The organism is Caldisphaera sp. (assembly GCF_023256325.1).
GTDB lineage: Archaea > Thermoproteota > Thermoprotei_A > Sulfolobales > Acidilobaceae > Caldisphaera.
Map to the genome: position 1 here is coordinate 1 of NZ_JAGDXI010000009.1, position 12339 is coordinate 12339.

Sequence of the window (12339 nt, forward strand, 5' to 3'; positions counted from 1 at the left end):
ATTAAAATATTTTATTTTGTTATTTATTATTTCAAATATATAGAACAACATCAGACTTAGAAGCTTCATTTAGGAATGTTCCAACGCCTGATATGCTATCAACTAGTGGATCGAAATCCTCTTTTTTAAGTTTTAACATATCTGCAACAAGAGAGCAAGCTTCTATTCTAACCTTGCCAGTTGATTTTGCATCTCTTAGCATAGAATACCATGAAACCTTCTTTTCCATCATATAATTTACAGCCGTTTGTTTATATTCTTCGTAGTCTTTTCCAATCTTATCAAATTTTTCCGGCATACCTTTCTTGAATGCAACTTGAGAGAAGCTCAAAAAAACATAGACATCCATATCTTCAGCAACTGCCCCTGATACTATAACAGCTAAAGAGAGCAATTTCTCAACAGTTGGAGATATCATAAATATAGAGACCTTCTGAGACATGCTATCACCATATCTATCTATTTATAGAGAAATTTTTAATTTTTTCTACATAGAGAATATATATTTTTTTGTCTGAATCTATAAATTCTTCTTAATTTTTCTTAAAACTATAGCTATTATTAAAAGCATGACTATAAATCCGCTTATATAAATTAAAGAATTAAATTGTTCTAAATAACTTGTATTAAACTTTATTGTATTGTTTGAACTTAAATTAATAAAAAAGCTTTCTATTGTTTTTCCACCGGCTTTTAAACTAGCATAAACTAAATATTTACCCTTTATCAGTGTTATATTTGTTATGTTGCCAATTATGCTTTTGTTAAAGTTATTACCAATTATGGTTAAATCCCATAGAGTTGGAGGATTTAGTTCTATTGTATAGTTAGTGCTGTTTAATATTTTCACGCTCGGAATCCATAAAGCACTTTGATTTAAATTTCCATTTATTTGTATAACGGTATTATTTAAAAAATATTCATTTATGCCGTTTAACATATTAACACTTTCAAGCGTTGTTCCCCCAGCAAAATCAGTTGGGCTATCCTGATATGCTGAAGGGATAATATACCATGAATTATTATATAAATAAAAGAGTTTCATAGACGCATGCCATTTAAATACAAGTAATTGAGATCCTTTTGAATATCCCGCAACAACAAATTGTAAAACGAAGGGTTCTAATAAACTATTAACAGTTTGAGGAGCTGATCCACCCATTTGACCTATTAGAAAAACAGGATTGTTAGACATTTGATTTACGATTATTTTATCTAATAAGGTTTCTCCAGATTGGTAAGTTGAGTTAATAAAATTAAAGTAAATTTCAATTATCGGATGGCTTGAATTTTTTATATAAACATATTCTTTTATTGTAAAAGGTGTTTTGGAAACAAAGGTTTCTGGATATTCATAAGCGTAATATTCATTATTATAAATATTACCATTTCCCTTTACTCCGTTTAAAGTAGTGTTTTGTTGGGTGACATTCCAAACGTTGTCTAAAAATTCTATTTTATAGGTGTTATCAATATTTGATATCCTTGCAATAGATTGAATCCATAGCGTAGTATTTAAAGAAATGTTAACATTAGCATTTAATTGTAGGCTAAAACCATAAGTATAACTTGGCCTTAAAGAGTAAAATGAGCCGTTATAAAAATTAAATATGCCTAACAAGCCATTTGTTGAGTATCCATAAGTTAATGTACCATTGTTTGTTACTACAGTTCCATTATCGTTTATTCCAACACTTGTTGATTTAGCTACATTCAATGACATTAATATTATGAATAGCATTATAATTAATATTAATTTAATCATTCTCTCATCTAATATTTACTTAGTTTTCCTGGCTTTTAATAATTTTTCCTTTATAAATTAAAGTATTTATTCTATCATAACCCCAATAATAACCCAATTGGTTTAAGTTTTCTACATCCCATATTATTAGATCGGCCTCTTTGCCTATATCTATATTTCCTAGATGATTCAATCCTAAACTATATGCAGAGTTTATTGTTGAATACGCTAAAGCTTCTATTGGCTTAAAATTTAAATAATAAATGGCCAAATCAAAAACTGTTTGCATTGAAATCATAGGATTATTTGGACTATAATCAGTTCCTAAAGCTATTATAGCCTTATTTCTCATCGAATCAATAGCAGGTTTTTTATTATCTAGCATACTTATAACGCTAGCGGGCAATAGGCCTAAAGCTGAACCTGTTTCACTTAAAGCCTTTACTTTTTCTTGGGGGGTACTTTCCAAATGATCTATGGAACTTAATGGAAACTCTTTTACTAAATCTGAGCATCCAATATACTTTATTTGATCTGCATGCATTCTTAGCTTAAAACCATATTTTAAGGCAGCTTTAAATATTCTTCTAGTCTGTTCTAAATTAAATGCGTTTTCATCGCAGAAAACATCAACGTACTTAGCTAGATTTTGCCTTTTCACTTCAGGAATTATTTTGTTTATAAAATAGTCAACATATTCATCTCCGTCAAATTCCTTTGGAATTACATGAGCTAATAATGTAGATATTATATTATATTCTTTAAAACTATTTATAACGCGTAGCAATTTTAGTTCATTTTCTAAATCCAAACCGTAACCAGATTTTATTTCTATAGCAACTGTACCTAATGATATTGATTTTTTTAATATTTTTTCTAAATTTGATTTAAGAGTTTCTTCGGATGCATTCTTTGTAATAGAAACTGTTTTGTATATTCCCCCTCCTTCTTTTAATATTTGAGAATAACTTATACCTGACAATTTCTTATATAATTCATCTTCTCTGCTTCCTGCAAAAATTGCATGGGTATGCATATCAACAAATCCGCTAGTCAAAAGCCTTTTATCAGCATTGATTTTGTTTTTACTATTATATTTAGTTAAAATATAATCAGAGCTTCCAATATCAAATATTTTCCCATTATTAATTGCTATTCCAAAATCCTTAAACATTTTTGTGTTTTCGTCATTGACTTTCCTTATAGGCTCTTTAAAATAAACTGCCTCTCCTATGTTATAGATTACTAAATCTACATTATTCATTTTTATTCCCTATATAATAATTTAATGTATATAATATTAGCTTTGCAGCCAATCTACTTGTCATATTGTTTAAATCAAAGGGTGGAGCTATTTCTGTTACATCCAAACCTAACAGATTTACATTTTTAACAATTTCCTTAATTATTTTAATCGTTTCATCTGGGTACATTCCTAAAGCTGTTGGACTGTTAACACCTGGTGCAAAGGACTGATCTAAATGATCCATATCTATGCTAATATATAAGCCATCAGTTTTTTCTTTAATCATTTTTATTTCATTAAATATGATATCAAAACCTTCACTTATTTGATCCCTATAGAAAACCTTTATCCCAAATTTATCAGCTATTTTTTTCATGTATGGAGGGTTTGAATAATCTGATATTCCAATTTGGATCACTTCAAATTTTTCCTTATAAGATTTTAATAGCTCATTTAACCAAGAGCCGCTAGTTAGCCCTTCATTTACTTCTCTTAGATCATAATGAGCATCAAAAACAATTAAACCAATTTTTTTATAAAAATTAATTAAACCAATAAGTATGTTTTTAGTTATCGAATGATCTCCACCTAAAAATACTGTTGGAGTATATTCAGAAAAGGCTTTTTCTGCAACACTTATTATTCTATGTGATGTGCCATCCACATCTCCCGGAACTACCTTTACATTACCTAAATCTTTGAATCCGTATTTTATTTCTCTAATTTTATATACATCGCTTCTTAAACTATAAAGCTCTTTTCTAATTTCTTGCGGAGAAAATCTTGCTCCAGGCCTTCCTCCAGTAGACCAGTCCCATGGTATTCCTATCAATGGTATTTTCTTTTCTAAGTCTTTTATTTTTATGTCGTTTTCATCTCTAATAAAACTATTGCTTGGCTCTTCCAAATACATGCTTTCACCTATTATTTTTTATTAATTTGTGATTTAATACCTTTTAATGAAATATTTATATTTTTATCTTACTTATAAAAATTGGTGTTAATTATGGTAAGCAATGAAACTTTAAGAAGATATGAAGGAAGACCTATTTTAAAGCTAATAGAAGAAGGCTATTATAATCCTGAAGAAAAGGCAAGAGTTCGTCATATAGAAGGTTGGGAAATGCATACTAAATCTGGTTGGCAGACAGAAGGTATTTTAAGGATGCTGTTTCATGTATTAGACCCGGATGTAGCAAAGGATCCAGAGCATTTAATTGTTTATGGAGGAACAGGTAAAGCAGCAAGAGATTGGAACTCGTTTGAAAGTATTGCGGATTCTCTTATGGAATTAAAAGAAGACGAAACTCTAGTTGTTCAAAGCGGTAAGCCTGTTGCTATATTTAAAATTAGCAAATATGCTCCAAGGGTTTTAATAAGTAATGCAATGCTTGTTCCAAAATGGGCTGATTTCAATTATTTTAAAGAATTAGAGGAAAGAGGCTTAACAATGTTTGGGCAAATGACTGCAGGATCATGGAATTATATAGGCTCTCAAGGTATAATACAAGGTACTTATGAAACGATCGCAGCTGCATCAAAACTATACTTTAATGGTTCTTTAGAAGGGAAAATAATACTGAGTTCTGGATTAGGCGAAATGGGTGGAGCACAGCCTTTAGCAATAACAATGAATGGTGGAATAGGTATAATAGTGGAAGTTGATAAGAAAATGATAGAAAGAAGAATTAGGTTTAAATATTTAGATACATGGACAGATAGCATTGATAAGGCATTAGATATTGCTAATACATATAAACAAAGGAAAGAACCAATAAGCATTGGTCTATTAGGGAATGCCGCAGAAATATATCCTGAATTGTTGAGGAGAGGGTTCATACCAGATATAGTTACTGATCAAACACCTGCCCATGATCCTTTAAGCTATATACCTGAGGGCTTAACATTAGAAGAAGCTGATAAATTAAGGCAAAACAATCCAGAAAAGTACATAGAACTATCAATGAAAAGCATGAGGAAAACAGTTGAAACTATGGTAGAGTTTCAAAAAAGAGGATCAATAGCATTTGATTATGGGAATAATATAAGAAGAATGGCTTATGATGCTGGATTTAAAGACGCTTTCCAAATACCGGGTTATGTTCCTTTGTTTATAAGACCATTGTTTGCAGAGGGTAGAGGTCCATTTAGATATTCGAGTTTAGTAGGCAATCCCAAAGATATATACAGGCTAGATGATGAGCTAATTGCTATGTTTAGTGAAAATAAGTTTTTGGTAAACTGGATTGAAAAAGCACACAAGTATATCAAATTCCAAGGGTTACCAGCAAGAGTCGTTTATTTAGGATATGGAGAAAGGGCAAAATTTGGGAAATTAATGAATGAGCTTGTAAAACTAGGGGAAATAGGGCCCATGTGGATAGGTAGAGATCATCACGATACTGGAAGTGTAGCAAGTCCTTATAGGGAAACTGAGGCCATGAAAGATGGAAGCGATGCTATAGGAGATTGGCCTATATTAAATGCTTTGTTAAACGCTTCAGCTGGGGCAACATGGGTTGCATTTCATCATGGAGGAGGGGTAGGGATTGGTTATTCAATACATGCAGGATTCGGCTTAGTATTAGATGGTAGTGAAGAAAGCTTAGAAAGAGCTGAAAGAGTATTAACCGTTGATCCTGGTATTGGAGTCGTAAGACATGCAGACGCAGGTTATGATATTGCAAAAGAAACACTGTGTAAAAAAGGAATAAAGTCTCCATCGATCAAATGTTAAAGGTGTCTATATTGGTTTTAATATGTAAAGATATTGGTTTTGACGAATTTTTTCAGGAATTTTTATTTAATAAAGTAGAAATTTGTGATGAATTAAAAAATAAGATAATTGAATCTAGAAAAATTTATGAAAGAGAAGCAAAGAAAGGTAACGTTTATGGCTATTCAACAAGCTTAGGGGCTCTAATTAATAAACAAAACGTTCACAACAGAGAAAGGGAAAAAATAATTTTGAGAGAGCATGATACTAGTATAGGAAAAAATGCCCCAAGCTTGCTAATAAAAGCTACAATGCTTGTTAGATTAATTCAACTAAGTAAAGGGAATTCACCAGTAAGAATTGAAGTTATAGAAAGGTTAAGAGATGCAATTAATAATAATATAATACCTATTGTACCAATTCTAGGTAGTGTAGGGGCGAGCGGAGATCTAGCACCTTTATCTAGAATATTTAGATGCTTAATATATGGAGAAGGTTTTGCATACTATAATAATGAAAAAGTCAGTTGTAATGATGCGTTGCATAACAGTGGACTAGAAATTTTCGAGTTAGAACCAGGAGAAGCACTTGCTTTAATTAACAGCAATGCTTTTAGTACTGCTATGAGTTTAATTAATACATATGTTATTGAAAAAATATTTAATTTGTCTTTAGATGTAGCTAAAGAATCACTTTATTTATCGGGTTGTAATAATCAACACTATTCAGAGGCTATTTATGAAACAAAAAAGCAACCAGGCGTAAAGAAAGTAATTGAAAAGTTAAATAATCCATGTTTAGATACGCCCAGGCTGCAAGATCCTTATAGCATTAGGTGTATTCCTCAAATATATGGAGCATTATTTGATACTATAAGATTTAGTAAAGAAGTTTTGAAAAATGAAATGAATTCTTCATCAGATAACCCTATAATTTATTCAGGTAACGTATATCATGCATGTCAATTCCACGCTATATATTCCGGAATTATTTCCGATTTTTTAAAAACGGCTGCAATACCTGTTATGAATTCTGTGGAAAGGAGGATTTCTCAGCTCTTAGATGGGAAGATAAATAGAAAAAGCGACTTTCTTTTAAAGGAAAAAAGTGTTGTAGGCGCTATGATAATGCAATATACAGCAGCTTCAATAAGTGCTTATTCAAGAGGATCTAGCATTTCTATGTCCTCTCATTCTATACCTACCAGCGGTACGCAGGAAGATGTAGTATCTATGGCTCCTAACTCTTCGTTAGAATTGATGAAAATTAATGGTTTATTTCTAAGGCTTGTTTCTATAGAAAAAGCTATTAATATGTTTAATGAAGAAAAAGATTTACCGGATCCTAAAGATTTATTAGAGAAATCATATGAATACCTCATTAATAAAGGTGATTTAAATAAATACTCAGAACTATTAAACTATTTCTTTTAAAGCTTTTAATTAATATATAAATGAGGGGAACATGATTGGACAATTCATTGATGGTCAATTTAGCAGAAAAATATGGTACCCCACTTTATATAACAGATTTAGATATTGTTGAGAAAAACTATAGAAAGATAGAAAGTTCATTTAAAAAATACTTTAATAAACTAAAAATATTTTATGCAATGAAAGCGAACTACAATCCCTTTATACTAAAATTGTTAAAAGGTTTAGGGTCTGGAATCGACGCAGCTTCTCCATATGAGTTTATTTTGGCTGAAAAAATTGGGTTTAATGGAAAGGATATTTCATTTGCACCGCCAAATGCATCTAAAGAAGAATTAAATGTTGCTAGTATCTATGGCGTTGATACTTTAATTCTTGATTCATTAGATATGCTAGAAAATTCTAAAGGATTAAGATTTAAGAATTATGGAGTTAGAATAAACCCAAGTATAGAAGCTGGATTTAGCGAAAAAGTCATGACTGGTAAAGCGTATTCTAAATTTGGTGTAGATATTTCAAGCTTAAATAAATTAATAGAGAAGTCAAAAGAAATAGGCATAGAAATAAATGGATTGCATGCTCATATAGGTTCTGGAATATTGGATGAAAAACCCTATTCAATGTTAATTGATAAAATGATTAAGATTTTTGATAATCTATCGAAAAAAGATTTCATAGATATTGGTGGAGGATTTGGTTATAATTATATGACAGGAGAACATATAGATACAGATAAAATAGCTAGTGTTATTCATGATAAATTTCCTTATGACAAGGAATTAAGAATCGAGCCAGGTAGGTACTTGGTTGTTAATGCATCTGTACTAATTTCTAGAGTAAATGGGGTTAAGGAAATAGACGGGCGTAAAAAATATGTTCAAATAGATGCAGGTATGAACTCATTAATTAGACCAGCATTATATAACGCATTCCATAGGATTAAATTGTTAAATGAAAATGGAGATATAGAAGAAACATATGATGTTGTTGGTCCTATATGCGAATCAGACGATTACATAGCTCTAGATGTTAGATTAAAAAGGCCTAAAGTAGGAGATTACATAGCAATATTAGATGTAGGTGCTTATGGAATATCAATGGCATCAAACTATAACTTAAGACCTATACCAGCTGAAGTAATTTTAAAGAAAAACAACGTTGTTGGCATAAGAGAAAGGGATAGTTTAGAAAATATAGTGGGTAAATACAAGGGTTTAGATAATTTATAATAAATTTTCTAAATACTCTTTTAGTGCAACAGCATTATTATGCTCTTTATCTTTTGACGAATAAATTAATGTAACATCTTTTTTATTTTTAACTATGTCTAGGAGCTTTTCAATAGCTTCTCTATTTTTATTTAGTTCCTCGTAGTATTTTTCTTTAAACTCTAGCCATTTTAGCGGGTCATGTGAGAACCACTTCCTTAACTCATTACTTGGAGCAACCTCCTTTAGCCATAAATCTATCTTTGCATTTTCTTTTTTAATTCCTCTTGGCCATAATCTTTCAACCAAAATTCTTAAACCATCATCTGGAGATGCTTTATCATAAACCCTTTTTAATTTGATCATAGTTTCACCAATATTAATAATTCTTTAAAAGTATTAACTTTTAGTATTTTAAAAGATAAGTGTTTATATTGTCTCTGTTACCTTTTATAAAAATTATTCGTTTATTTCCTTATATATTCTATGATAAGGCTTATTTTCTAAAATTGTTGCTCCATATTCTGTTGCATTTTTGAATTCTCTACTCTTTATGAAATTTTTGAAAGATTCTAAATCTTTCCACTCGGAATAAATTAAGTATTCCCTTGGTTCATCAACTCTTTTATAAAGTTTTCCATCTATAAATCCAATATTACTGTTTTTAAAGGCCTTAACCATTTCGTTAAAAATACTTTCGAATTCTTTCTCATGACCTTCTTTAACTTTATAATATAATCCTACATTTATCATCTATCCCACCAATTTCTAATATTACAATAGCTCCTTATAATTTTAGTTGAGCTTAGTTTTTAATTGTTGTTGATTACATTGATAAAAAATTTAAAAAAGAAAGGAAAATTTAACAAAAAAGATGTTATAAAAATTATATATAAATAAAAATTATAAACTATTTACTATTTCAATAACTTTATCATAATCAGGTTCTTTTCCCGGATGATCAGAAATCCACTTATATGCTAAATTACCTTTTTTGTCAAAAATAAAAACTGCTCTCTTGGCTGCCTGTTTGAGTTTAGGTAATCCTATAATGCCTAAATCGTCGTGCACTACATTATAAAGTTTAATAACTTCCCTGTTATAATCGCTCAATAAATCAAAATTCAATTTGTTCTCTGTCTTAAATTTTGAGAGCGAGAATGGACTATCAACACTTATGCCAAAAACTGCAGCATTTGCTTTATTGAGTAGTGCCATCTTATCTCTGAAAGTACAAAGTTCTTTTGTGCATACGCTTGTAAAGGCTCCCGGGAAGAATAATAATACCACGGGTTTTCCATTACTAAAAATATCACTAAGCTTAATTTCTTTTAAATCTGTATTATATAAACTAAAATCTAAATATTTATCACCAATGTTTAATTCATTCATGATATCCACCAAATATTATATCCTGGATGAAGTATTAAAAATTAATATATATGAAGTTTTGTTGATTTATCTTCTATTGAATTTATAATGCCTTAAACTAACCAAGTAAATTATTACAGATATTTGAATTACTATTATTCCAAAAATTTCTCCTTCGGCTCCCGATTTAAAATCAGCAAATGCATAAATTAACCATGATATAATTGGTAACAAAGTTAACGTTAAACCATATTTATAATTTTTTATTGCCAAAATAGAAATACCAATAAAAAATATAGAAAATGAAGTTATTATATAAAACCACATTGATACAAAATCATGAGGATAAGTGCCTTCATGATATATGCCAATTAATATCAAAAATAATCCTGAAATAGAAAAAATTGTGCCGCCAGAGTTTTCAATTTTATTTCTTGATATATAGATTATATATATGCTAAATAATATCATAAACAAACCTGTTATTATCATGCCATAATTATAAATAAAAGGATATTTAGGTGGTGGATGTCCACTTAATAGGTTTCCACCGCCAAGATCGCTTAGAGCATTTCTTGTTAATTTGAACCACGGGTTAAAATAAACAGAAATCAATATAGTAATCCATGAAGATAGTATCGCTAAATAAGAAAAATACTTAAAATATTTTATCATAGTATTAAATCTATCCATATTGTTAACCTCCTTCAATTCTTAAGGGCAAGAGTTCTCCAAAGTTTTAAGTGTTACACCTTTATGAATTGAACTCAAACTTCTTATTCTTAAATTCTATCTCATATATTATTTGTATTTCTGAGTTAAAAGATGCTAATCAAAAACATAACATTTTATTAAGCCGACCTCCTTCCCGCCCTGAAGGGCAAAGGATTCCCTCAGGACAGATCATAGGTTTGTGGTTTACCACCTTCACTTTCTTTGTTTCATAGCTAGTGGGAATTATTTACATCGCTCCAATTGTTTAACGGTAACCATGGGCTGGGTCTTCAACCCATTACCTCAATCTCTTAACAGGAGTTGACTTCCACTTCCATCTATTAGGGACTCGGAGTATAGGTAAAATGTTTATAGCTCCATTCAAGTTAAAACATTTAATTAGGCTCTAATGAATGAGATTTCTATCGTATTTTACTTTTATATTATTAGGATAGCAAAATTAAAATCTGATTTGAAGTTTTTATAACGAAAGTTTAAGAATTTTAAATGCTTTTAAAAAAGAGGGTTATCATGCCTATTTGTCCGGTTTGTAGATTCGAAGCAGATTCTTGGCTGGATATTTCAGATCATATAGAAAAGATAGCTAATGAAAAGAGTGATCCTCAACACGTTATGTGGTTAAATAGAAACGTTTCGCAAAAAGAAATAAAAAAAGAAGAACTAGAAGCATGGCTATACAATTATTTTGAAAAACCAGAAAGCCTGTCTACATGGATTAGAAGAAGGTTTATTGAAAAGTTTTATTCTGATAAACCTCATCCGTTTATGTTAGCCATGCAAAAGCCCACAAGAGGAATACTGCTAGGTTATGTATTAGAGCATAGACATTTTTTGCAAAATTGGGTTAAAGTTTTATCGTTAATAGTTTTTAACACAGATAAAGAAGATGTAATAAAATATGAGCTTGAAAACATTTCAACAGAATATTTAGGTATAAATGGTAAACCATCGCATTATGAGTTGTTGATAAGAATGGGAGAAAGTTTAGGATTATCCAGACAGATAATATTTTCCACAGATCCTTTACCGTTAACAAAAGAGTCCATTGAAACGTGGAGACATATTGCTCTAAATAGACCATGGATAGAGACGATGGCTGCAATGCACAGCTTAGAAATAGCTGCTGATAGATCAAATAAAAATTATGGCGCAAAAATACATTATTTCAACACAGAGATACTAAGTTCTGATAAATATAGTAAGGAAGTTAAGGACTTCTTGAGAGAAGGCTATGAAGCTGATGTGGGTCATGCTGCAGAAGCATTAAATCTAATAGAAAAATATGCAGATACAAGGAAAAGTGTTGAAAACATTAAGGTAACAGTCTTAAAGTCTCTAGAGGCTTTAGATAAATATCTTTTTGCAAGGTTAGAAAGGGCAATGCAGTTTGAACCTGAAATAATAGAGGTGATAAGACAATGATAGTTGTAGTTAACGGATATCATGCTGGTACTAAAGAGACTGGCTGTGCTCTATGTGGAGGAACTTGGGGAAATCATTATGAAATAATAGAGGGTGATAATTTATTCTTCTGTTGCGATATTTGTGCTAAGGCATTTAAAAATATTATTAATGAAGCAAAGAAAAGAGGAAAACTTAATAAAATAGATTATATAGATATAAAAGGGAATTTTTATAAAGGTAGAACAATAGAGGCAAAAGATAGTGAAAGATCATATAAATTTTACGTTAAGTTTTCAGATGAAGGAGACATAATTGAATTAAAAGAATTAAATAATGCCTAAAACTAAGAAATTTAAAAAACAATCATTTTATTGTAAAGATAGATATGTAAAATTTGAAATAACTTTAATTAAATTTTAGAACTATTATATATTATATTTGTTAAAAAAATTTAAAAATTGACTAATACTTATAAGATTTAT

The 12339-nt window shown here is 30.0% G+C and carries 13 protein-coding genes; 5 read left to right on the forward strand and 8 right to left on the reverse strand.

Going from position 1 to position 12339, the window contains the following annotated elements:
* Positions 1-31: 31 nt before the first annotated feature.
* From Q0C16_RS01245 to Q0C16_RS01260, 4 genes are all read right to left on the reverse strand, one after another.
* Positions 32-442 carry a DsrE/DsrF/DrsH-like family protein gene (locus tag Q0C16_RS01245; RefSeq protein ID WP_292319225.1) on the reverse strand — a complete coding sequence of 137 codons (411 nt, stop codon included), beginning with the start codon at positions 440-442 and terminating at the stop codon, positions 32-34.
* A 78-nt stretch (positions 443-520) separates the two neighbouring features.
* Entirely contained in the window at positions 521-1723 is a 1203-nt protein-coding gene (locus Q0C16_RS01250; protein ID WP_292319226.1) for a thermopsin family protease, read from the reverse strand.
* A gap of 61 nt (positions 1724-1784) precedes the next feature.
* Positions 1785-3008: an imidazolonepropionase gene (hutI, locus tag Q0C16_RS01255; RefSeq protein ID WP_292319227.1), complete on the reverse strand. Its 1224-nt coding sequence runs from the start codon at positions 3006-3008 to the stop codon at positions 1785-1787.
* A complete protein-coding gene (locus Q0C16_RS01260; RefSeq protein WP_292319228.1) occupies positions 3001-3903 on the reverse strand; it encodes an agmatinase family protein in 903 nt (300 codons plus the stop codon). Before Q0C16_RS01260 ends, hutI begins: the two co-directional genes overlap by 8 nt.
* Before the next feature lie 210 nt (positions 3904-4113).
* Between Q0C16_RS01260 and hutU the strand changes: the two genes are divergently transcribed.
* Genes hutU through lysA form a run of 3 tightly spaced genes read left to right on the forward strand, consistent with a single transcriptional unit; the run spans position 4114 to position 8368 of the window.
* The gene (hutU, locus tag Q0C16_RS01265; RefSeq protein WP_367117871.1) at positions 4114-5727 is read left to right on the forward strand and encodes a urocanate hydratase; all 1614 of its coding nucleotides are present in this window, start codon (positions 4114-4116) and stop codon (positions 5725-5727) included.
* A gap of 11 nt (positions 5728-5738) precedes the next feature.
* On the forward strand, positions 5739-7139 hold the full coding sequence (locus Q0C16_RS01270) for an aromatic amino acid ammonia-lyase (RefSeq protein ID WP_292319230.1): 1401 nt from the start codon (positions 5739-5741) through the stop codon (positions 7137-7139).
* A 35-nt stretch (positions 7140-7174) separates the two neighbouring features.
* Complete coding sequence (gene lysA / locus Q0C16_RS01275; RefSeq protein ID WP_292319231.1) at positions 7175-8368, forward strand: diaminopimelate decarboxylase; 1194 nt, start codon at positions 7175-7177, stop codon at positions 8366-8368.
* Here the strand turns inward: lysA and Q0C16_RS01280 are convergent.
* The 4 genes from Q0C16_RS01280 to Q0C16_RS01295 all read right to left on the reverse strand — a co-directional run bounded on the left by Q0C16_RS01280 (position 8363) and on the right by Q0C16_RS01295 (position 10411).
* A complete protein-coding gene (locus tag Q0C16_RS01280; protein WP_292319232.1) occupies positions 8363-8713 on the reverse strand; it encodes a DUF488 domain-containing protein in 351 nt (116 codons plus the stop codon). The genes lysA and Q0C16_RS01280 overlap by 6 nt on opposite strands.
* Before the next feature lie 93 nt (positions 8714-8806).
* Complete coding sequence (locus Q0C16_RS01285; RefSeq protein ID WP_292319233.1) at positions 8807-9100, reverse strand: antibiotic biosynthesis monooxygenase; 294 nt, start codon at positions 9098-9100, stop codon at positions 8807-8809.
* 150 nt (positions 9101-9250) lie between these two features.
* A complete protein-coding gene (locus tag Q0C16_RS01290; protein WP_292319234.1) occupies positions 9251-9739 on the reverse strand; it encodes a peroxiredoxin in 489 nt (162 codons plus the stop codon).
* 66 nt (positions 9740-9805) lie between these two features.
* Positions 9806-10411 (reverse strand): DUF998 domain-containing protein, encoded by a 606-nt coding sequence (locus tag Q0C16_RS01295; protein ID WP_292319235.1) that lies wholly within the window; start codon positions 10409-10411, stop codon positions 9806-9808.
* Between the two features lie 552 nt (positions 10412-10963).
* On the opposite strand from Q0C16_RS01295, the gene Q0C16_RS01300 reads away from it, so the two are divergent.
* Positions 10964-11875, forward strand: a complete 912-nt coding sequence (locus Q0C16_RS01300; protein WP_292319236.1) for a C2H2 type zinc finger domain-containing protein — start codon at positions 10964-10966, stop codon at positions 11873-11875.
* Entirely contained in the window at positions 11872-12198 is a 327-nt protein-coding gene (locus tag Q0C16_RS01305) for a TA0938 family protein (RefSeq protein WP_292319237.1), read from the forward strand. Before Q0C16_RS01300 ends, Q0C16_RS01305 begins: the two co-directional genes overlap by 4 nt.
* The last annotated feature ends 141 nt before the right edge of the window (positions 12199-12339 follow it).